This window comes from Brumicola blandensis, assembly GCF_031846165.1.
Classification (GTDB): Bacteria; Pseudomonadota; Gammaproteobacteria; order Enterobacterales; family Alteromonadaceae; genus Glaciecola; species Glaciecola blandensis.
In genome coordinates this window covers 343,378-366,388 of record NZ_JAVRIE010000002.1, presented here as the reverse complement: position 1 = coordinate 366,388, position 23,011 = coordinate 343,378, and the positions used below count along the sequence as shown (strand labels likewise).

Below are 23,011 nucleotides of genomic sequence, written 5' to 3'. Positions count from 1 at the left end.
TTAGGTCACTCTTAGTAATCTGCGATACCGTCTAAGCAACCAGAAAAGCCAAGGCCAAATAAATACAGAAGTGACGACAGGCCATAGCAACTCAAATCGAAATTGAATACCTGTAAGCCAATATTGCAGCCAATAAACCAGCATGTGGTACAACGTCGCAAGCACAAAAATCATGACCGCTTGCTGTACTACACTGTAGTTTCGGAATCGTTGATAATTTGCAGCAACTAGGTAAACAGGGATTGCCATCGCAAAGCTATGTACGCCAAGCGCAGTGCCATATAAAATATCAATCACGATACCGCAAATTGCAGCCACGCCAACACCAACCCTATTAGGTAAGGCCATACTCCAATAACACAGAATTAAAAGAAGCCAATCAGGACGGTATAAATCAATAGCCACCGGCATCGGCATAATTTGCAAAATGAAGGCAACAATAATGCTTGCAGGGATTAAAAACTGCTTCCCCTTCATCGCGCATTCTCCTGTTCCAGATCTTGTTGCTCAGAAGTGTCGCTGTCAGTCATACCGGATTTTAATTGTTCAAAACGCTCATCACCTGGCGCAATAGCACCATCTGGCGCCATATCCGCTGGCCATAAGAGTAAAAGATATTTTAAACGGTCTAATTGCGCTAAGGGCGTCGCCTGGACTTGTGCGAATGGGCGGCCTTCGTCTCGAATGATGGACGTAATAATACCGACCGGATAACCCTCAGGGAAGACATCGCCTAAACCAGAAGAGACCAATACGTCACCTTCCAGGAGATCAGCACTATGGGGAACATGTTGTAGATTTATCGCATCCAGGCTACCGTCACCAATCGCAATAAAGCGCACGTTATTGCGTTCAATGCGCACTGGAATTGCGTGAGTAACATCCGAGATTAATAAAATACGACTATTTGTTGTGCCAACCTCTGACACTTGGCCCACAATACCATTGTCATCGAGTACAGGTTGGTTCAGAAACACACCGTCAATTGCCCCCTTGTTAACCACAATTTGATGACTATAAGGGTTAGTATCGACCGCCATTAGCTCGGTGATCATTTTATGCATATTGTCACGCACAGGAGCGTCAAGTAGCTTGCGAAGGTTATTGTTTTCTTGCTCTAAAATCTTGAAGCGCTGCAACTGCTCACTCATCAAAGTGATTTGATAAGTTAAGTCTTCGTTATCGTTTAGGAGCTTTTGTCTTGATTTGAAACGGTCAGCACTCCAACTCATCATAGCGCCAGGTAAATTGGCGATATATTGCAAAGGACTGACCATTGAGTTCAGATAAGTACGTGCAGTGGCGAAGTTTTCAACCTTAGTATCGATAAGCATCGCAGCCAGTGAAAACACTAGAACGATGGCTAATCTAACTGGGAGGCTTGGGCCTCTGGCGAAAACTTCATTCATGATAGAAAATAGACTACTCGTTGAGGCTATTCGTAGCTAAATAGGTCGCCACCATGTAAATCAATCATATCGAAAGCCTTACCGCCACCACGAGCCACACAAGTCAGTGGATCATCAGCGATTACCACAGGAATACCGGTTTCTTCCATTAGTAAGCGATCTAAGTCTTTGAGTAATGCACCACCGCCTGTGAGTACCATTCCTCGCTCAGAAATATCCGATGCAAGTTCAGGTGGGGATTGTTCGAGAGCAACCATCACCGCACTCACAATACCTGATAAAGGTTCTTGCAGGGCTTCTAAAATTTCGTTGCTGTTAAGATTGAAACCACGAGGCACACCTTCGGCTAAATTTCGGCCACGCACTTCAATCTCTTTGACTTCTTCGCCCGGGTAGGCTGCACCAATTTCATGCTTAATACGTTCAGCGGTCGCTTCACCAATGAGTGAACCAAAGTTACGTCGAATATAATTGATGATCGCTTCATCAAATTTATCACCACCAATGCGCACTGAAGATGAGTAAACAACCCCATTCAAGGAAATGATAGCAACTTCCGTTGTACCACCACCGATATCAACAACCATCGAGCCGGTTGCTTCGGATACCGGTAAACCAGAACCAATCGCTGCCGCCATAGGCTCATCAATCAAATATACTTCACGCGCACCGGCACCCAAAGCTGATTCACGGATAGCACGGCGTTCAACCTGAGTAGAACCACAAGGCACACAGACTAAAACTCTTGGGCTTGGACGCAAGAAGTTATTATCATGCACCTGCTTAATGAAGTGTTGTAACATTTTTTCAGTGACGTAAAAGTCGGCAATAACGCCATCTTTCATTGGACGAATAGCCTTAATGTTACCCGGTGTTCGACCCAACATTTGTTTTGCTTCATGACCAACCGCGGCGACGCTTTTTGGGCCGCCAGCTCGCTCTTGGCGTATCGCCACAACAGAGGGTTCGTTTAGAACAATGCCTTGATCTTTTACATAGATCAGCGTATTCGCTGTTCCCAAGTCGATCGAAAGGTCGTTTGAGAACATACCTCTAAGCTTTTTAAACATGGAATGCCTTTAGGTTATTTTTGTTGTTATTTGCGGCTACAAAAGGTGTTTTTATAAACACTCGCGCCCACTTATCACAGGATTATAGGAATAATCCTGTAACTTTACCAACGCCTTGTCATAAGGGCAAGCAATGCATAATAAAATTAGTCGTTGAACACTTCTCGCCAGTGAATTGTGCGGTCATTTCCACGGTAGATCCCAAAGGTTGCAACGGCACTAGGATCGTCGCCAAAATTACCATCAGAATCCCAGTCATAGGTAAACCAATCGAGGGCCTCATAGGTCACACCAATTTCGCCTTGGTTTCCAGCGCCCGTAGCTTCCAATAGAATGGATTGTGCTTTACCACCAATAAAGGTGCCTGAACTTCCTAAAACGTCACTCAGAGCGGGGTCTAAACTGATATTGCTCAACACAATACGAGCAGGATCGAAGCTACTTAAGCTATCACTTGTACTGACAATAAACGTATCACCATCAAAGTATTCAATTTTCATCTGTTGAGGGAAGTCGGATGTTTCCGGTCCAAAGCTATTTTCAATATTCATTCGCCCGAAACGCAATTCAACACCTGTGGGCGAGGCTGCACTTACACTTGTAGCGCTGACACCGTCGCCATCTGTAATAGCGGATACGGCAAAATCAATATCTGATGTGAAGGGTGCGACCAGCGAATTGGCACTTCGCGGGTAGACAAAGTGATCAGTATCGGCAAGTTGATAGTGCAAAACACCTTTTGGTAAGGCCGTGACGGTCGGTAACACGGTTAAATCGTTTTGACTTAGCGTCCCGGCATTCATAGTCGCATTTACTGCCAACGCTGTAGAGTCCACACCAAGCGCAGCTTCGTCTGCAGTGGGCACTGTGACACTGATATTCGCACTAGTCAGATTCATAAAATCATTAACACTACCTTCACTATCTTGGTAATAATTTCGAGTAATTTCACCCTGGCGATTATAGGCAGTGATGGCATAAGTAGGTTTGGAAAGGTACGAAATTGCACCTTTCGTAGCGTCTAACTCATCCATTTGACCAATGTAGGCTGTAAAATCGGTCCCTGAGGCATAATTTGCCACTAAGCTTCCATTATCAACCACAGTTTGAGTGAAGTAAGCTGGTACAAATCGACCGATATCAATGGCGTTTGCTGGCACAATAATACCTTCATTACCATAATTATTATCCTGTATATCGACGTTTATCAGGCCGACCTCAGAATAACGAGCCCCATTGAAAGAGGACACACCTGAAACAAAATTCGTCAGGTTAACATTTTCAAAGCTTGCACCCACGCTGCTAATGACAGAGCCACTGGCAGAATAGTTTAGCCTGCCGTTTTCACTAACAGACAAAGTTGGACCCGTGCGGCTCAAACGCAATTGGAGCTGTCCCGGCGAGTAGTTTTGCGTAATCTGAGGTGTCGATGCACCATTGTAGGCGCTTACTACAAAGTCGAAGTTATCGCCAGCAGGATGCGTTGTCGACGCTGATGCACTTGCACCATTTAAAGCATTACCGCCAGATTCTGCACTAATAACGAAGTTTGCAGGACTCACCCAAAACGCATTGCTGCTTCCGCTGAGATTAACCCCGCCCACACTGTAATTTGCACGCAGACGAATTTGGCCAGCATCTAAATAGGCTGGGTTTGGAATTGTCGCAATGCTATCTGAATCAAAGTTCAAGGTAACACTCGTGGATCCGCTATGTTTAGCGATTGGGCTGCCATCTACATTGAAGCTTAAACCAGATGTCCCACCAGGATTCACGTTTTCTTGGGCCAGTTCAATCGTACGATTGCCACTAAAAATGCCAGTACACACACCATCCGTGTTTTCTACCGCTTGCACTTTCAATGCTTCACCAAACACAATACCAGATGTTTGATTTGGTATGATTGTGCTATTTGAAGTGCCCGATAAAAATCTAAATCCAGCATCTGCAAACACGATATCGCACGAACTTCCAGAACCATCATCACATACAGTAGGATTGCTCGCAGCAATTGATGGGCTGCTTATCGACATCGTGACTGTTTCAACGTCGGTGTTATTAAAACTGATTGTGGTACTACCAACAAAAGTGGGGGTAGCCACTATGGCACCGTCAGCTAGAACGTTTAAAGAAGTCGCTTGGGCACTCAGTGATGAACAACTTGCATCCGCGCAGGCTCTAATCGTCACTGTTTCCGCATCGCAGGTTAATCCTTGTCCGTCATGACTAATTTCATAGTGATGAACCACCGGGATGGCACACGCATGAGTTTCAGCATAGACAGAAGCAATTTCAGTCTGCGTCAACGCGCCGGTATACACTCTCACTTCATCAATTTTACCGGTAAATCGACTGTTGGTTTCACCTGAGTCGGTTTCGCCACCAATGGTTGCAGGGCCATCATCCTCTCCCCATGAACCAGTGTAGGTGCTAATTGAACTACCACCATTTAAGCTTTGAGCCACCCCATTTACGTATATCTGTCTGGTTTTATTCGCAGCATCATGCACGATGGTGACAAAGCTCCATGTATCGGCAGATATTACAGCAGGAGTATCTACAGAAATCGGGCTAACGTTTCGTGAATAGAACCGTAAACGGCCACTGCCGGGGTCCCCTAAACTGAAACCATAACCACGCGTTTGACCATTATCCTGTTCATCATCAATAAAAATGCGAGAGCCTGCGCTCAAATTGCTTGGATTGATCCAAGCTGTCACCGTAAAACTATCCGTTAGATTAGGGAAACTGTTGGGCAGAGCAATATAGTCATTGCTACCGTCGAACTCGCCAAAACCACAAGTACCAGGATTACCCACTATCGCAGGTGTGTCAGTAGCAGTGACGGCCCCATTGATTGCTTGCGCATCAAAGTTACCCACTTGATCTTCAACTTCAGCTGCCGCCCCGGTCCAAGAACTTTCTTCCAAACGATATTCAGCCAGAGGAACTTTACACTCTCGTTCAGTGCCGTCGTAGTTTCGACCGTTGAGTTGATTGGTATATATGTCGTTCACATCTGTGGCTGACAGAATCGAATCAAAGGCGAGCACCTCATCCACTTCACCAATAAAGTTCAATGCGCTATTACTACCATCAATTCGACCAATACTGGAAAATGAGCTGGTCACGATACCCGATTCGGAATTCGCAGTATCTTCTAACACCCCATTAATAAACATTTGAGTCGCGCCTGAATCAGCATTCCAGGTCATGACAACATGCTGCCAATTACCATCATTTACGGGCGAATCTGAGCGCGTAGATGAGCCATTGCCCTTTTGCATTCTCAGGTGTCCGGAGGCATCAAGATACCCCCAGAAAATATCATCGCCGTTACCCGCAACTTCTAAACCTAGTATACCTGGCGCAACCCAAGCTGTGTTGCTCCCTGTTTGAGTAGTTTTAAACCAATACGCAACACTTGCGGTATCTCTTAAATAGGTGTCAAAGCCAGTTACATCAACATAATCACCGGTACCATCAAACGTCCCTGCGCCGCAAACTTGGCCATCAAATATCGTATCTGCATCGCCCACGGCCACACCGTCAATGGCATTTGGAGCACGGTCGATAACTTCGCCACTAGTGCCATTCCAAGAAAATTCATCGAAACGATATTCAAGTACCGCCTCTTCAACAGTACACGGATGACGTTCGGCCATAATAGTTTGAATTTGAGCGCTAGTGAGCGCGCCGTTGTAGACTCTGACCTCATCGATAGAGCCATGAAAATCGTACTGCGTACTATTAGATACGCCACCTATTCGAAGCTCGGAATTGACATAAGCCCTGCTGGTATTAGCGTTATTGTATTGTGTCAAGCTCTGCTCAATGCCATCAATGAAAATTTTATTGCTATCTACACTTCCGTTGGTGAACTCCACAGCCACGTGTCTCCAAGTGTTTGCAAAGCCACTGGTTGATATTCCTCTTAAGTCATTATTCCAAGTATTAAAACCCATGAGTCCACTGGTCATCCAAATGTCATGGAAGTTCCAACCTATCGGCATAACATTATTTGTTCCATCCCAATTCATCCAGAATGTGACGGTTGTTTTTGCCCCTATAGTTGAAGTATCTACGGGGAGACCTGTCACTTGAATAGAACCGTCGTTTTGAAAAGCATATCCACAGGTACCAGGGTTGCCCGTCAGCGCAGGAGAAGTTTCGGCCAATGTTGACCCGCGTAGCGCCCTACCGTCATTCCCATTTCCACTGCTGTCTGTAACCTCGCCAGCAACATTATTCCAGCTTAGGTCTTCAAATCTAAACTCGGCGATGGGTTCGGGTAGAGGACAGGTGCGTGAAGAGCCATCATCATTCAAGCCTGCATTTTGGTTATTATATAAAGTGTTTATTTCGCTTTGAGTTAAGGCGTTGTCATAAATCACTAACTCGTCGATTAAGCCTTCAACAGCCTGCGATGAAACTAGACTTCCTCCGACGGAGTCTTGCTCTTGACCCAAAAGTAAGCTTTCAACAGTGACTGAGTCTGTTGTGAGTGTGGTACAACCTTGAAAGACACTATCTCGATAGAGACAGTTTTGGTCGTTGGTACGTGTCCATAATAAATGATGCCAATTGTTGTCAGCAAATGAAGTCACGCTTATGGTATTTAAGGTCCCCCCCTTAAGGTACGGTTGGAAACTAGTATGACTAGGAAACCACATCAGCATTTCATTATCTTGACCCGTCGCAGCGCCAGATAGCAAACTTTGGTTACCTGTTTTTGTCGTTTTCACCCATAAAGAAACGGTGAAATCATCTCGATTGTCAAAAGTCGCTGGATCCAAGATAACGTAATCTGAAATACCACTCGCCGACAAATCCACCGCAGTACAAATTTTTCCTTCTGTTGGCTGAGCATTCACCGCCCTTCCATGAAAGTTACCATGACTATCAATCACTTCACCTGCAGTGCCGTTATATACAGATTCATCAAAGCGATACTCTGCCAATTTTGCTGCAAACGCACTGGAGGATAAAAATAGGAAACACACACTCGCAAAAAGTGGGAGTCCGAGGCGTAAATGACGGTACTTCATAATTTAATTCTCTTGCATTGCGTCAACAGAAACAGTTCTGCTGACAACAATATCATCAAAGCCACAAGTACCAGTGCTCGAATATCGATACAGCCGGAAGTCTTCACCATTGAAGTTGATATCACTTGTGGAACATCTTGCAGTAAATTGGCAGGCTTGGAAGCCATTGATTGACGAAAATGATGCAGGGCTCGAGATCACTTGATTACATATCTGCGGTCCACTGGATAATGGAAATGAAGCGAGTGCGAGTTCTTGTATACCTGCTTGTGCGGCATTTTTCGCACGCACACCATATACTTCATACAACAGCGTATTGGACGATGTGCTCAACATATTCACTAAGACGCCAGCTAACAGTGCTAACACAATAATTGCAAACAACGCCATTACGATCATGCTGCCGCGTTGTTTTCGGGAGCCAGCAGTTTGTCGACTCGGCAGAGCACTTGTCTTATCAAGGCCGTCAAAACTATGCGCAATGAAGCGCGTATCATCCGATTTATGGCACATTAGGAATATGTATCTCCTGTGTGAATGTCATACTTTCGCCGTCTCGCACAAAGATAAACTGTGTTTGGGTATACGCATTTCTGCGCAGTGATGCGTCGACAATCCTGAACGGATTGAGATCATTGGCATTTGGTACGTTCGGGTTCGACGAAAGTTGATTCCCCATGTTTTCAGCCATTAACACACCACCATTGGAAAACACTGGCTGTGTTTCGCTTATGGATGACTCATGACGATACAAGGCGTTATTTCTGACACAATAATTTATCGTTGAACTCCCCACATATAAACGTTTAGCGGGACTTGATTGCTCAAAACCATCAACGACAGTTAATTCGATGACGCCATCACTATCATCATCTGTCGCGCAATTTCCATCACCATCGTCTGCACAAGCGCTGATAACTTGTCTTTGTGCGCTACTAGCAGAATAGATATCCACAGAACTTGTTGGGTAAACAAACGCAAGGTCGCTATTTGCCGTTGGCACAAAAATATTGCCATTAATATCATGCATTTCAGTGACTGAAATGGTGACATCGGAAGTCGGTTCAATAGGCAATTCCAAATAGAAAGTACTCCATTTGCTCGGCACGAACTGCAAACAATGTACACCTGAATTTCCGGCTAAACGCACTGAATTTGGTATGGCGCTGGCAATCTCGCGATTAATACGTTCAACGGCAAAACTGCCATCTCTTAGTAAACGCTCGCGTTCACTTGTATCAATAAAAATTTGAGTAGAAGAGCGGATGAACTGTGTGATGCCTACCGAGACAATAGCTAACACCACAAGGACCATTACTAATTCAATCAAAGTGAAACCTTTTGATCGTGATAATGTGCAAGAAGAATATTTCATCAGAAATTCCCCTTAACACCGGCGACGGTGATTGTGTCTCCGCCTGGCGTAGTGATCGTAATGGTGACTAGTTTCTTATTCGCAACGAGCGTACCTGAATCTAAACTACCGTCCTGATTCAGGTCGTCATCATTGATGCCATCACTATTTTGGTCATAAAAAACACTTACTTGAGCGCGAAACCCAGCATAAATACTCACACCATTCACTGCGCTTCCTGCTTCAACAGAATTAAGTATATTAAAATCGCTAAGGTCCAAACCATGGTAGTCATCAACATCGTTGTACAAGCTACGTGTTTCGCCAGATTCAGGACCTAAATTACCGCTACGAGTGCATGCAAGCGCCTCGTTGCAGCGTTGTAAGCCGCCCACTTGATTCGAATTCTGATCAAATGATTTAGCTAGAATTTCATTGCTGAGGGATTGCCCTAAAGAAGTCGCTCTGACTTGCCATATTGGATCGATACCCTGCTTAACTTGAGGCTGTAAAAAGGAAATCACTGATACCATCGCAACCGCAAAAATCACGATACCTACGATCAGCTCAATCAGTGTGAAACCTTGGTTAGCAGTTATTGTGATGCATATTCGATGCTTTCTAACAGGCATTGATGAACCCTTCAGAAGCAATGCATACTCTTGCAGTGGCTTCACCACTGAAACTGACGGTACACCCATTGCTGCAGTTGGAAGACGTGGTTTGCGGTGCGCCAAAAGAGTCAAATTGTATAAAGCCTATCGCGACTGAGCCATCTAAGACCGACATAGATATGCTTGCATCTTGTATTTCATTTGCGGTGGTTCTGAGGAAACTATCGGTATTAAAATCAATGGTAGTTGCGCATGTTGCTGCTTCATTGCCACTAGCGAAGGATGCTGAAGATGGCCCAAAGGCGGTTTGCGTGCTGGTGTTGATGAAGTTAATTCGGTGACAAAAACTGGGCCGAGAGTCTTGCATTGCCCGTATCTGCATATTCCGAAGGACTGACACTAATCGGTTTTGAAAAGCGTATTCGTCATAGCCTGTGGTACCAGAAAACCGTGGTATAGCATAAACAGCCAGTACACCTAAGATAATCATAACGACGATAAGCTCAAGAAGGGTAAATCCTCCTTGAGCTTTTTGGTGTTTAGGAACCAGAGGTTGCCATAACATTATCGTCTACAATCAAGTAGCTATTAACAGCCTGTTGCGACTGTAGTAATACCAGGCGCAGCATTTGCCCCAGCGTTGACGTATCGCACATAACAATTGTTTGTGGCTGTCTCACCTGCAAAAGCGATAATAAATTCACCTGCAGCAAGAGTTGTATCTACGTTAATAACTGCGAAGTCACCTGTACTTAAATCTAAGAACGGAACTACGTTTGCAGCAGACGTAATCACTGCAGCGTTTGGATAACCATTAACGGTAGATACGGCTGCACCGTTCACTGTTACGTTAACCGCTGTCGCACTGCTTTGAACACCCGCGATGGCTGCTTTTGCATAAACCAACTGAGATGAACCTTGAAGCGCAGCTTTAACACCTTCAAGTGTTTGAGCACGAGCATCAGTTTGAAGATCGATAAAACGAGGAGCTGCAGTAACAGCAAGAATACCAAGGATCACGATCACGATGATAAGTTCGATAAGCGTGAAGCCTTTTTGGTTTGTCATTTGGTTTTTCATAATAATTCCCTCAAAGTGGATGTTTCTATTAAATTTACAATGTTAAAAATACGAGTAATACCTAGTCACTTAGTTATTACTAAACACAATCACTTGACCTATCCTTGGGTCATAAACAAAGCCGTTACCTACACCCGTGGTAAGCGGCTCACTAGCGTTGTTCTTTATGGTTTGGGTTAAGTAGTAATGACAAACGTCATTGCCGCCCGAACCAGCGTTCTCATTCACATTTGTGAAGTAACGAAAATCTTCTACAGCTTGTGTGCTCCAAGTCGATGTGATCGTTGGTGCACTTTGCATAATCAAATTAAAGATGCTCTCACAATCCAGACGCGACATTGTGTCGTCTTCTGTGCTCGCATCGTTGTTTAGTTGGCCTGTCGGATAACCTGTATCACTGTCCACGCCAACGGCGATCCCTTCAATAGTCACTGAACTCAAATTCGTACCATTATTATCTTGAGGGCGCGCTTCAATTTCCCACTGCGCTCTCACCAGGCCAACACCAGTAGCAAAACCACCGGCAACACCTTCAACAGTTGCGTCTTCAGCTTCCCTTGGGACATCTAAAAAGCGCGGAATAGCAACAGCACCAAGAAGGCCCAATAACACAACGACGATAACTAACTCGATAAGCGTAAATCCGCGTTGCTGTTTGTTATTACCAGATTGCATGTTGTCTCCTAAGTGTTCGTTGCTAACCATATTCAAAACACGTTTCCTGTGCCCAAATAATAATCAAATTTTTGTTCTGGTCGGCTGTACCGACATATATCGACTCTTTTCTGAGAGTCTTGAGCCTTTGCTTGAGCAATAAACTCAACTTGTACTTCTAACTGTTTTTGAAGGTCAACCTCGACACTCAAACCACCTACGTTAACCGCACTCTTCGCTGCGAACATTGCCAAGAATCCTTGGCAAGCGTCTAAAGACCGATTTAACTTTGGCCAACCCTCTCGATTCATCTCGATTTGGTCGCTTTGTCCTGCATTACTACTTTCGTAGGTAATCGAGCTAGGTCTACCTTCGTACTGCCACTGCCAATGCATCTGGGCTAAACCCTCTTGCACACCCGCTTTTAAATTCTCAAAGCCCGTGCGTTCCCAAGCTTCATTGTTTTCTGTCATTAGGCTGCGATACAGCAAAGCGCCAACTATCATGACAATAAGAAACACCCAAATGAACTGATATAACTTACTGGCCATCGTTACACTGCGCCATTATTTGCCCTGCACAACGCTCATCATGTCCCACATCGGCGTAAATATACCTAGCGCCAAGACCAACACCATTGCCGCTACTATTGCGATCAGTATGGGTTCAATCTTCGATGTCAAACTTTTCAAATCGTATTCCACTTCGCGTTCATAATATTCCGCGACTTCTTGCAATAATTCATCAACGCGACCGGTTTCTTCACCAACGTTGACCATTTGCATTACCAGAGGGGTGAAAAGCCCACTGTTTTGCGCCACTCTCGACAAGCTTTCGCCCTTCTCGATGCTTTGTCTCATCGTAATGACCGCTTTGCTCATATAACTATTACTTACGGCTTCTGCGACTAGATTCAGTGCAGTGGTAAGCGGCACACCCGCTTTTAACATCATTGCAAAGCTGCGTGCGAACCGTCCTAATAAAGAGCGCTCTATAATGGAACCCACTAAAGGCACCTCGAGCTTTAATTTATCCCAATTGTACCGTCCCTGTTTAGTATCAAGATAACGCGATGTTATGAAAACACATACGCTAATTAGGATAATAAGGACCCACCACTGGTGCAGAAAGAAGTTAGACATTCCTATTAAAAACAAGGTCATAGCAGGTAATTCGGCATCGAACTTCTCAAACATACCGGCAAATACTGGGATGACAAAAATGTTCATGACAACTAAGGCAATCACAAGAGCAAACACGACAAATATCGGATATCTTGTTGCTGCTTTGATTTGTTTACGTGTCTCTTGCTCACGTTGGAGGTATTCGGCTAGCTGGGCGAAGGCTTCATCTAGCTGACCGGTGTTTTCGCCGACATGTACGACACTGACAAATAATTGGTTGAAGATTTTAGGGTGTTGAGCCAAAGCAGATGAAAGGTTTCTACCGCGTTCTAATTGCTCAATCACATTGATAAGGGCTTTGCGCATACGCTTAGAGTTCGTATTCGAAAGGCCCGCAACAGCGCGGATCATTGGGATCCCAGCTTTCGTTAATGAAAACATTTGACGAGCAAAAATAACTAAATCGTCAATACTCACTTTCGGTACAAAAAGTCCTAGCTCATCATCACTTTTGCGCTTATCTGACGCATTCAAGCTCTGGGTAATATCAATTGGAATGATATTTCGACTCATTAGGATTTTTGCTGCTGTTGACTCATCGCTCGCGTCAATAGTGCCATCTACTAAACTGCCACCCGATTCTCTACCCTTATATGCGAAAGCTGGCATTAGTCGTCATCCTCTAGGGAGAGGCCAGAGCCACTGAAGCCGGTTTGCAAGCTCCCAGTTACTTTCGACGGTGCTTGCACGCCCTGTGGCGCCATTGCCGCTGGTACATTGCTTTCTATACTCGTATCGACTTCTTTATCTCGTGAATCATCGCCGACCATTTCAACCAGTTTCAATACTTCGTCAATACTGGTAATGCCCTGCATTGCATAAAGCAAGGCCGAATGAGCAAGTGGTTTATAATCTGGGCTCGCATGAGCTGCCACCGAAAAACCACTGGTATCGTTATTTTTCAATGCGTTCATCATGGCTTCAGTCATTTCGAGTAACTCAAATACACCCACTCGACCACGATAACCAGAATGATTACATTTTTGACAACCAGCACCTTTCTTAAAAGTGGCTTGTGAAATATCTTCATTTAAGGTTTTTAGCCAGAATCGCGCCTCATCACTCAACTCTTCATCTACGCAACAGTTTTCACAAATGCGTCGAACTAATCGTTGAGCAATGATCGCTCGCAAAGAACTTGCCACCAAGTAACCAGGTGCGCCCATATCGATGAGACGAATTGCGCTACTAATACTGTCGTTGGTGTGAAGTGTTGATAATACTAAGTGACCGGTTAACGCGCCGCGCAAACCAATCTCTACGGTTTCTTTGTCACGCATCTCACCAACCATGATGATGTCTGGGTCTTGACGGAGCGTTGTTCTGAGCACCTGTGAGAAGCTCAAATCAATTTTATGATTTACCTGAACCTGATTGATTCTAGGCAAACGATATTCGACCGGATCTTCAACCGTAATAATCTTTGATTGTGGACGATTCAACTCTGTGAGTGAGCCATAAAGCGTCGTGGTTTTACCAGATCCAGTTGGACCGGTTACCAGAATCATGCCGTGTGGGCGCTCCAGTAGCTTGCGGAAACGCTTCACAATAGCCGGCGGCATACCCGTTTGGTCCAAGGTTAAAATACCTTGTGATTGATCTAGCAAACGCATAACAACAGACTCACCAGCTTGCACTGGCATTGTCGAGACACGCACGTCAATCGCGCGACCTTTTACTTTAATTTGTGCTCTGCCGTCTTGTGGCAGTCTTTTTTCTGAGATATCCAAGCCAGACATCAGCTTTAAACGAAGTACTAATGCCGCGGCGATATTACGCTCTGGAATAACCGTTTCTTGCAACTGGCCATCCACTCGCTGACGAATTCGCAATTGGCGCTCTTCAGGTTCGATATGGATATCTGAGGCTTTTGCCATAACCGCGTCTTCGAAGATTGAGTGCAATAATTTAGCAACCGCTGTGTCTTGTTCACCGTCCACACCCATTTCAAGTTCAAAATCTTGAGAATCGTCATATTCTTCTGCAAGCTCTTGAGCAAATGAGGCAATTTCTTCAGTTTTACGGTAAAAGTTTTCGTACGCCGCAAACAGCTGAGTTTCACTGACCACCGCCACTTCGATAGGTTTCGGCAAGCGGTTACTAAGGTCATCCACAGCGTTAATATCGCCCGGATCACTCATGCCGACTAAGAGCTTCTCACCCTTATCATCAAGCACCAATGCGCGATAACGTCGAGCTTGTATTTCTGGCAGTAATTTAACCGCTTCAGGATCCACACGGTAATCATCAATATTTATCAAGGGCACATTTAAGTGAGTAGACAGTAGTGATAATAACTGGTCTTCGGTCACCAAATTCATTGCAATCAATGTGGCACCGAGTTTACGACCTGATTGACGCTGTTCGGACAAGGCCTGTTGCAACTGTTCATCGTTAATTAAATTGTTTTGGACTAATAAGTCGCCTAATCTAATTTTCATATTCTATGATCCCGCCAAAACTGCTAGTCGTCCGTCTACAAAACTAAGTACTTGCGCTGACAACTGATTTGAAGATTTTACTTTTCTATAATTTGATACTGCTTGCTCATGCATTTTTTGCTTATCTTGACTGATCGCGAGACCCAATATCCAACGCGCATTGTTAGGTTGGCGTTGAAGTAAGGTTGAATAATCTTCGTGAGAGGTCTGATAATCACTCTGTTTTTCGGCAAGGGCTGCTCGGAAACTTAATAATTCATCGTCAGCAATGACCATCTGTGGATGCTCTTTCAACAAAGCCAAGGCTTGTATATTTTTCTTTTCACGAAATAAAAGTCGTGCTTGCATCAAACGCATACTGCTATCTTCTGGGTTTAACTGTAGCCCCTGGTGTAAAAGCATTGCTGCGCGCACTGGGTCACCATTGGCGAAGAGCAAGCTAGCTAAACGCTTTCTGGCAGATACATTTCTTGGCTCTAGTGAAATGAGTTCATTAAGATCTTTTATGGCGGCAGGCGTATCACCATTTTGTAGAGACAACTGTATTTGTTGTTCCAACATTCTATTGTTAGACGTGCTTTTCATATTTGAACTAACGCTAAACACACCTTCTGCTTGTTTGGTTTCTTTTGCCACCCGAATGACTGGCTCTGGCTCTTGTGTAGACTCAGCTATGATTGCCGCTTGGATAGTTTTGGTTTGTACGATTTCTACTTCAGTGTCTTTGGTAGGACTGACTTTTGCCGGTTTAACGGCCGCAGTTTGAATAACTTTTGGCGTCACTGGCGCAGACTCTGGCACACTCTTTTTCACCGCTTCTGCACTTGCGTCTGTCGGCACAACTTGAGGTGAATTTGATAGACTGGCTACAGTGTTAGCATCCAAATCTTGCATATTCACCGTATCCGCTTTTTCTTCCACTTTTTCTGCATCTAGCGTTGCGTTTGGAGGCAAGATCGTAAGATTGCTCAAAGGCGCTTTCGCTAATATCGTGGCCTCTTTTTCTTCACTAGGCAACAATAACCACACAGCGATTGCTGTCGCAATAACAACCAATGTGCCACCCACAAAAAATCGACGTGACTTTGCACTGTTCGACTCAATGGGCACATAGTCAGCTTCATATATCCGATTACCTTCACGTTGCTCAAGGTCTTTGAGCATTTTATTCACGACGCTCATGGCAACCAACCTGTGTGACTGGCACTAATGCTAGTACATACTGCAGCGAATACCGAGGCGGCAGTAAACAAACTATTAGAAAACCAGGAAAACCAGCCCTTACGATTCATTTTTTTCGCCGCTTCAGTATCTTCAATTGCCGCTTTTACATGCTCAACACTGATTTTTTGCACACCCTCGCCATAAGCTAGCATTAAGGCTTTATGACACAACACATTCACGATACGAGGCGTGCCACCACTGGCTTTATGCATTAATTGGCAACACTCAGGACTAAACAAGCCCTCAATACGATACCCCGCAACTGCCATTCTGTGACGTACATATTGATAAAGCTGATCAGCGTTCATTAATTTCAACTTATATGAAAAGGTAATACGCTGGAGCAACTGGCGAAGCTTAGGCTGACGAAGCTTTTGGTCTAATTCTGGCTGCCCAAACAGTACCACCTGCAATAGCTTTTGTGATTCTGTTTCAAGGTTCGTCATTAAGCGTAACGCTTCGATACTTTCATCAGGCAAGGCTTGTGCTTCGTCGATGATCAACACCGCATTTTTGTGCTGCTTGTGGATCTCAATGAGCCGTTGCTGGATCAGTTGAGTAAACTCTTGTTGGTCGCTGCCTTCGGGTAATTCCACGCTGAGCTCTGCCGCAACAGCTCTGCGTAATTCAGCAGGAGACAAATAAGGGTTAGGAATATAAGCTGTCACGAATCCATCGGGTAATTCGTTAAGTAACTTTCGGCAAATTAAGGTTTTTCCCGTACCAACTTCGCCTGTCACTTTAATAAAACCCTCACCACTACGAAGTGCCGTTGATAACACTTCAATTGCTTCTTTATGGCTGGGTAACCCAAAGTAGTAAGAGGTGTTAGGGGTTAAAGTAAAAGGTAACTCTTTAATACCGAAGTGATACAAATACATAATTACTCCACGTACAGCCAGTCAGCCATTTGCGAACGGCTAGCTTCAATTTGAGTGCGCCAAGTGTTTTCGCCAACAACGGTTGGTTTCAGTAGAATAATGAGTTCTTTCTTCGTTTCCTTTTCACGTTTGTTTTTAAACAAGTTGCCCATGAAAGGAATATCACCCAATAAAGGAATCTTTGACTCTTCATTAGTGACTACCGATTGCATCAATCCGCCAATAACGACAATTTCACCTGAGCTTGCGCGAATAATAGTATCCGACTCACGAATAGTGCTTTGTGCCAAAGGTAAAATGTATTGTTCTTCGTTTAAGGTAATGACTTTTTCTTGCTCTTCCGTTTCGATAACCGAAGGATGGATGTGCAACAGGATACTGCCATTTTCATCAATTTGAGGTGTCACATCCAAGGCAATACCGCTGAAGAAAGGCGTTAAGCCAATGTCAGGACTGACTGACGTTGAGCTATTGCTTATCGTGCTTTGACTCGACACATCTGTGACGAAGTATTCATCATCACCGACTTTAATCACTGCTTTTTGGTTATTAATAGCTGTCACTCGTGGGCTAGACAGCACTTGTACATTGCCTTGCGTATCTAGTAGGTTGACCACACCGCTAAAATCTTTATTCAAAAACGATAAGCTTGTAATACCACCTAAAGAAGCCGTAATTTCATTGCCCAAGTTAGCAACTGAGGTCGAGAAACCCAAATCGGTGCTGCCTGCGTGCGCAAGCACTTGATTCCAGTTGATACCTTGCTGATATTCATCGTTCAGCACGACTTCAAGAATGCGTGCTTCGATAATAACCTGGCGCTGTAAACTCTCTTCTGAAATATTAAGGAAGTTTCTAATCGTCTTAATTTCATCAGGTAAGGCACGAACGGTAACCAAACCGGCTTGAGGGCTCACCATCACTGAGCGACCTTTTTCGTTACCTAACATATCTTTCAAGCTCGTTTCTAGGTTCTCCCAGAAGTTGGTTTCGGTGCGAGTGGTAATCGATGTACCGTTGCTGCCGTTACCGTTATTACCAAATGAGTTACCGCCTAAGTTATTACCCACTTGAGAATTGCCGCTGAAGTTATTGAAACCGCCATTTTGATTATTGTTATTACCGTTTTGATTATTGCCTGCTTGAGCCACACCACCAGAAATAATACTGGTTTGCGTATTGCCATCGCGTTGCATTAGTAGGTAATTAACCGAGAATGTTTCAGTACGCATGCCTGCAGGGAAAACCTTGTATACGTTACCCGTGCGGTCTATGTGAAAACCGTAAAGGTCAGAAACCAGCTCAAAAATAGTATCTAGCTCAACTTGTTTTAAATCGAGTGAAATCAAGCCCGTTACTTCAGGGTGAATAGCAACTGAAAATGGCGTGTCTTTAACGAGCCCAGAGAAAAAGCTCACAGCGTCAATCTGGCGAGCATTAATATCGTACTTTTCAGCAATGAACATATCACTCTGTTTACTTGGTGCGTCACCTGCCAGAAGGAAATCAGAAACCGCTGCTTCAAGTTCTGGCTCCACTTTCTTTTCAGGTACTTGCAGTTGAGCGTCCAACTCCGCCGCCAATGATTTTTCAACGTGACTATTGTCCGTCGTTTGACAGCCTGCCATTGAAATCGCGATAAAACATAGGCTTAGGGCCTTACCGATTCGTAAACTATTCATCATTTGCCTGCTTCTTAAAATCACTGTTTTCATTCACTAAAAACCTGAGCGGCTTTGCCCCTGGTTCATTTTCGTTCTGTAGATACACACCACTGTTAGTAATACCGGTGATGCGCCAGCCAGAAATTGACTCGCCTTTTTTCAACCATTGCTGATTAATCACTGCATAGAACGTTTGGTTCTTTTTCAGTACCGCAGTGACATTAATTGTGCGGTCACTTGTTTTTGTTTCTTCCAAAAATAATTCAATCTTACCCGGTGGTCTGGTTGGATCTGACTTTTGCATTGCCTGACTCGCCGCACTGAGCGCGAGTAAACTAACAGTAGATATCGCCAGCAGTGCAGTTGGGCGTAACCATGCTCTATTTAACATTGAGATATGCCTCACTTGTGCTGAGTGTAAATAACTCTATTTCGATCTGGGCCGTCGGATATTCTTTGACTGAGAAAGCAACTTCTTGCCAGTAGATCTTCCAATCTAGCTGTTCAGCTTCTGCCAAAAATGCTTGTGTATCGAAATATGAGCCTTCGAAAGTCACGCGTAGACCATGCTGAAAAAGCACTGGTGCGGCCATTTTTGCTTGCACCTTTTCACCGTCTTTTTGCGCTGCTTGTGCTTTTGCTTCGGCTAGTGCGTTGTCTTCAGCAAAAATATTGCTAGGTGGTATAGATTTCATCTCAATAAGCGTTAATTTGTTCGCCTTATTAAATAATTGCTCGAGTACCATTGGCATAATACTAGGTGGCACTAATTTGGATAATTCACTCGCAAAGCGCTTTTCTGTCGCAGTGATCTGCTGATTGATTGCTCTTATCTGATCACGAGTTTCTACATCAGGATCTTGTAATAATTCTCGCTGAACCGCATCTAAGCTTTCGGAAATAGAACTCAGTTGTAACTTGGTACTCTGAATTTCTGAGCGAGTTTTCATTGCTTTGGTAATCGCTGGCTCTATCAAGCTGAGTATGAATACAAAACAAATAACGAAAGGCAGTGCATAAAAAACCAAGCGTTGTTCACGAGCAGAAACCGCACTAAACTTTTTCTCTAAGTTGTCTAAAGAACTACTCATGTTCAGCATCCTTCTTCGACTGTGTATTTTCGATAACAAAACTCAACTGACCTTGCTCTCTTGTTACGCTGGCAGTTCGAAAGCTTTTGTCGTGAAAGTATTCCGTCTTACCTACTGCTTGTAGCCAAGCGGGGAGAGCTTCGGGACGGCTAATATTCCCCTCAATACGCACCAAGTCTTCATTGATCTTGAATGAGCTTAACCAGACATCATTTCTGTCCGCAACGCTGAAAGAGTCAAACGCAGTTGAAAATGGCGTTTTCTGCAGGGTATTTAAGCTATCCAGTTTAGTGGCAAGTTGTTGGTTACTCACTAACAGCGTTTTGCGCATTGCTAGTTGGTTTAATAGAATGGGGTCTTTTTCACGCTGAGTTAGGCTGCTAGTTAACTCGTCGAGCGTGGCTTGTCGTTGCTGTATTGTTGCGCGTAGCTCATTTAGGTCATTTGTACGACTTTCCATTGTCTTCCAAACGGTGTAGTAAATGCCCGAAAGTACCAGTAAGACAATAAAACTGAGTAACAACATATTAGCAACAGTCAACCACACAAACTGAGGTTTGAATTCGTCTCTGTATAAATTAATTCTAGTCTTCATGCTGACACCTTCTTGTCTGCGCTTGCAGAAGATGATTTTTGTTCAGCACTTTTAGCCGCTTTTTCTAACTTTAAAGACTGCTTCGTATAGGCAGCACCCAAACACGAGAAACTTGCCATTTTGAAGTTAAAACCAGAGCCACATTGAATTTCAGGCTCAAAGTTAATCACTGGTAGCCCCATATTGTCTTGTATTTGTTCAGCGAGAGTATCAGTGAGTGTAGTATCTAATTTCAGCAATACTTTTTTAACTGGAGGCTGTCTCAACTGACTTTCAAAGTAGTCCATAGACCGTTGAATCTGAACACACAAACTTTCTGTGATACCCATTGATAACTCGTTTGCACTATAACTACCCAAGTTTTCAAAACCTTTCAAACGTCGAGTAAAATATAACTGGTTGTTCTTAACGATGTTCAATACGATTTCTTCGCCATGTTCTTGCACTAGGCTCATAACGGCGTCGCTTGATTGCGGTGTGAGCTCAACAGAGGCAGTCTCTTCGATCGAGATGCCTTTCAATTTTAGTTGAGCGTTGTAAATGCCTTTACTAATACTGTCGATATCTTTGTGAGGGATAGCAACGACACTCAGCTTAGACTGGCCAGCAACCTGTGCAGGCGGATTCATGAAGTCATAAACGTAATCTACATTCGGTGGCAACAAATCTTTCAAAGGCCATGCAAGAGATGCATATATCTCGTTTTCTTCAACCTGTGGTTGGTCTGCTTGCAACAGCTGATACCAATGGGAGGTAAGAGAAACGTAGCAATCAGTGTTGTTCAGTTTATGCCGTTGTACATAGTCGGCAAGCTGAGTACTCCAGTTCGAATGACTAAAACTCGCATCCAGAACCCACTCGATCTTATTGCCTTTTTTCTCTAGCACACATAAAAGCACGCTTTCACCAGAAAACGCGATCCCCACAGAGAAGTACTTCGACTTTCCCTGAAGTTTTGATTTTATAAGTTGTCGCCAACTCAAGCGCATAAGTTATTCGTACCTATAAGTTAATGGTGCTACTCTGTTCGTTTAGAGACCTTGTTATTTGAGTATCGACCCCCACATAAATCTCTTAACTAATTCAATAGCAGTTTGTGAGATTGATTCTATGTGATCAAAAAAGGGCTTTAGGTATGTAAAAACCTACACAGTGCTGTCGGTCTCATACGCATAAATCAGCACACCTATAAGACAAAGGCCTTGCCAACCCAATATTTACAAGGCCTTCAAGCGTTTTCAACAGGAGTAAACATGCATAATTTTACGTTCAGTAACCCTACCAAAATCGTCTTTGGCGACGGACAAATTGCAACGATTGGTCGGGAAATCGACAATCAGCATCACGTTTTATTGATGTATGGTGGCGGATCAATAAAGAAAAATGGGGTATATCAACAAGTTATCGACTCTCTTAAAGAGCATAAAATCACTGAGTTTTCTGGTGTTGAACCTAACCCATCTATTGAAACACTGAGTAAAGCTATCACCCTCGCAAAGCAAGAGAATATTGACTATATACTGGCCGTTGGTGGCGGCAGCGTGATCGATGGTGCAAAGTTAGTTGCAGCGGGAGTTAAGTATGAAGGTGACGCATGGGACATTTTGGCAAAAGGCGCAAAAGTCCGGTCCGCTTTACCACTTTCTTGCATATTGACGCTTCCGGCTACAGGTACTGAAAGCAATGGCAATTCAGTTATTACCAAACGCAGCACCCAAGAGAAACTGCCGTTTTCAAGCCCATTAGTGTATCCAAGAGTGGCTGTGTTAGACCCTAGCGTAACTTTCTCTTTGCCAGAAAGACAAGTCGCAAATGGCGTGGTCGATGCTTTTGTACACACAATGGAGCAATACCTCACATATGACGTCAATGCGCCGGTACAAGACCGATTTGCTGAGGGCTTGCTATCAACCTTGATTGAAGAAGGTCCAAAAGCCTTATCGGATCCAAGCAATTATGACGTTCGCGCTAATATCATGTGGGCGGCAACGATGGCGCTTAATGGTCTGATTGGTGTTGGTGTGCCTCAAGACTGGGCAACGCACGCCATCGGTCATGAAATAACAGCCTTACATGGTCTTGACCACGCACAAACCTTAGCGATTGTTTTGCCATCGTTGATGCAACATAAACGTGATAAAAAAGCGGCTAAATTAGTACAGTATGGTCGTAGAGTTTGGGGGATCGAATCAGCATCCGATGAAGAAGTAATAGACCAAGCAATCACCAAAACCGCGGCTTTCTTCGAGCAAATGGGGGTTCCTACCAAACTCTCAGGTTATGGTATCGCTGCCGATGCCATTGATGGTCTTGTTGCCCAAATGGAGAAGCATAAACTGCATGCCATTGGCGAGCACAAAGACATCAACCCAGAGGTTGCGAGAAAGATATTAGAAGACGCTGCATAGCACAAAAAGGGAGTGAGTCTTTACTTACTCCTTTTTTCCTTTAAAGGCTTCTGGTAAATGATGAGATAAAAAGGTGTTAACTTGCGACTCCAGTATGGTTTTGCTCAGGACGTCTATTATCGGGTAGGCTTTGTCTATTAATAAATCAAATTTGTTCTAAGCTTGCTGTACACGATCTAGCCAACTTATTCCCTTCACATGGCAAAATGCATGTAAAATACTAACTATGATACAAAAAATAAACTTTAGTTTAATACTAACGTCAACCTCAATAATATTGGGAGCCTACCGGTT

At 44.1% G+C, this 23,011-nt stretch carries 21 protein-coding genes; 1 reads left to right on the top strand and 20 read right to left on the bottom strand.

The genetic code is table 11. The annotated features are described in order from the left end of the window. From mreD to pilM, 20 genes are all read right to left on the bottom strand, one after another. On the bottom strand, nucleotides 1–477 hold the full coding sequence (gene mreD, locus RM544_RS06855) for a rod shape-determining protein MreD (RefSeq protein ID WP_311361025.1): 477 nt from the start codon (nucleotides 475–477) through the stop codon (nucleotides 1–3). Beyond that, complete coding sequence (mreC, locus tag RM544_RS06850) at nucleotides 474–1,409, bottom strand: rod shape-determining protein MreC (protein ID WP_311361024.1); 936 nt, start codon at nucleotides 1,407–1,409, stop codon at nucleotides 474–476. Before mreC ends, mreD begins: the two co-directional genes overlap by 4 nt. Before the next feature lie 26 nt (nucleotides 1,410–1,435). Continuing rightward, nucleotides 1,436–2,479, bottom strand: coding sequence for a rod shape-determining protein (locus tag RM544_RS06845; RefSeq protein WP_311361023.1), 1,044 nt, complete (start codon nucleotides 2,477–2,479; stop codon nucleotides 1,436–1,438). Nucleotides 2,480–2,625: 146 nt separating this feature from the next. After that, nucleotides 2,626–7,527 carry a LamG-like jellyroll fold domain-containing protein gene (locus RM544_RS06840; RefSeq protein ID WP_311361022.1) on the bottom strand — a complete coding sequence of 1,634 codons (4,902 nt, stop codon included), beginning with the start codon at nucleotides 7,525–7,527 and terminating at the stop codon, nucleotides 2,626–2,628. A 3-nt stretch (nucleotides 7,528–7,530) separates the two neighbouring features. After that, nucleotides 7,531–8,040 carry a type II secretory pathway component gene (locus tag RM544_RS06835; protein ID WP_311361021.1) on the bottom strand — a complete coding sequence of 170 codons (510 nt, stop codon included), beginning with the start codon at nucleotides 8,038–8,040 and terminating at the stop codon, nucleotides 7,531–7,533. Then, entirely contained in the window at nucleotides 8,030–8,902 is an 873-nt protein-coding gene (locus RM544_RS06830) for a PilW family protein (protein ID WP_311361020.1), read from the bottom strand. Before RM544_RS06830 ends, RM544_RS06835 begins: the two co-directional genes overlap by 11 nt. Next, on the bottom strand, nucleotides 8,902–9,513 hold the full coding sequence (locus RM544_RS06825; protein ID WP_311361019.1) for a type IV pilus modification PilV family protein: 612 nt from the start codon (nucleotides 9,511–9,513) through the stop codon (nucleotides 8,902–8,904). Before RM544_RS06825 ends, RM544_RS06830 begins: the two co-directional genes overlap by 1 nt. After that, nucleotides 9,503–10,060, bottom strand: coding sequence for a type II secretion system protein (locus RM544_RS06820; RefSeq protein WP_311361018.1), 558 nt, complete (start codon nucleotides 10,058–10,060; stop codon nucleotides 9,503–9,505). Before RM544_RS06820 ends, RM544_RS06825 begins: the two co-directional genes overlap by 11 nt. A 23-nt stretch (nucleotides 10,061–10,083) precedes the next feature. Beyond that, nucleotides 10,084–10,575 carry a prepilin-type N-terminal cleavage/methylation domain-containing protein gene (locus RM544_RS06815; protein ID WP_311361017.1) on the bottom strand — a complete coding sequence of 164 codons (492 nt, stop codon included), beginning with the start codon at nucleotides 10,573–10,575 and terminating at the stop codon, nucleotides 10,084–10,086. A gap of 69 nt (nucleotides 10,576–10,644) precedes the next feature. Next, the gene (locus RM544_RS06810; RefSeq protein WP_311361016.1) at nucleotides 10,645–11,250 is read right to left on the bottom strand and encodes a prepilin-type N-terminal cleavage/methylation domain-containing protein; all 606 of its coding nucleotides are present in this window, start codon (nucleotides 11,248–11,250) and stop codon (nucleotides 10,645–10,647) included. A 32-nt stretch (nucleotides 11,251–11,282) separates the two neighbouring features. Further along, nucleotides 11,283–11,780, bottom strand: a complete 498-nt coding sequence (locus RM544_RS06805) for a hypothetical protein (RefSeq protein ID WP_311361015.1) — start codon at nucleotides 11,778–11,780, stop codon at nucleotides 11,283–11,285. Between the two features lie 15 nt (nucleotides 11,781–11,795). After that, nucleotides 11,796–13,022: a type II secretion system F family protein gene (locus RM544_RS06800; RefSeq protein WP_311361014.1), complete on the bottom strand. Its 1,227-nt coding sequence runs from the start codon at nucleotides 13,020–13,022 to the stop codon at nucleotides 11,796–11,798. Continuing rightward, nucleotides 13,022–14,854, bottom strand: a complete 1,833-nt coding sequence (locus tag RM544_RS06795) for a GspE/PulE family protein (RefSeq protein ID WP_311361013.1) — start codon at nucleotides 14,852–14,854, stop codon at nucleotides 13,022–13,024. Before RM544_RS06795 ends, RM544_RS06800 begins: the two co-directional genes overlap by 1 nt. A gap of 3 nt (nucleotides 14,855–14,857) precedes the next feature. Next, complete coding sequence (locus RM544_RS06790; RefSeq protein ID WP_311361012.1) at nucleotides 14,858–16,036, bottom strand: tetratricopeptide repeat protein; 1,179 nt, start codon at nucleotides 16,034–16,036, stop codon at nucleotides 14,858–14,860. Continuing rightward, nucleotides 16,033–16,959: an ExeA family protein gene (locus RM544_RS06785; protein WP_311361011.1), complete on the bottom strand. Its 927-nt coding sequence runs from the start codon at nucleotides 16,957–16,959 to the stop codon at nucleotides 16,033–16,035. Before RM544_RS06785 ends, RM544_RS06790 begins: the two co-directional genes overlap by 4 nt. A gap of 2 nt (nucleotides 16,960–16,961) precedes the next feature. Further along, nucleotides 16,962–18,641: a pilus (MSHA type) biogenesis protein MshL gene (gene mshL / locus RM544_RS06780; protein ID WP_311361352.1), complete on the bottom strand. Its 1,680-nt coding sequence runs from the start codon at nucleotides 18,639–18,641 to the stop codon at nucleotides 16,962–16,964. After that, nucleotides 18,634–19,014 (bottom strand): hypothetical protein, encoded by a 381-nt coding sequence (locus RM544_RS06775; protein ID WP_311361010.1) that lies wholly within the window; start codon nucleotides 19,012–19,014, stop codon nucleotides 18,634–18,636. The genes mshL and RM544_RS06775 overlap by 8 nt, the downstream gene beginning before the upstream one ends. Next, complete coding sequence (locus RM544_RS06770) at nucleotides 19,004–19,714, bottom strand: type II secretion system protein M (protein WP_311361009.1); 711 nt, start codon at nucleotides 19,712–19,714, stop codon at nucleotides 19,004–19,006. Before RM544_RS06770 ends, RM544_RS06775 begins: the two co-directional genes overlap by 11 nt. After that, a complete protein-coding gene (locus RM544_RS06765; RefSeq protein WP_311361008.1) occupies nucleotides 19,707–20,309 on the bottom strand; it encodes a PilN domain-containing protein in 603 nt (200 codons plus the stop codon). Before RM544_RS06765 ends, RM544_RS06770 begins: the two co-directional genes overlap by 8 nt. Further along, nucleotides 20,306–21,298 (bottom strand): type IV pilus biogenesis protein PilM, encoded by a 993-nt coding sequence (pilM, locus tag RM544_RS06760; RefSeq protein ID WP_311361007.1) that lies wholly within the window; start codon nucleotides 21,296–21,298, stop codon nucleotides 20,306–20,308. Before pilM ends, RM544_RS06765 begins: the two co-directional genes overlap by 4 nt. Nucleotides 21,299–21,562: 264 nt before the next feature. On the opposite strand from pilM, the gene RM544_RS06755 reads away from it, so the two are divergent. Continuing rightward, on the top strand, nucleotides 21,563–22,717 hold the full coding sequence (locus RM544_RS06755; RefSeq protein ID WP_311361006.1) for an iron-containing alcohol dehydrogenase: 1,155 nt from the start codon (nucleotides 21,563–21,565) through the stop codon (nucleotides 22,715–22,717). The last annotated feature ends 294 nt before the right edge of the window (nucleotides 22,718–23,011 follow it).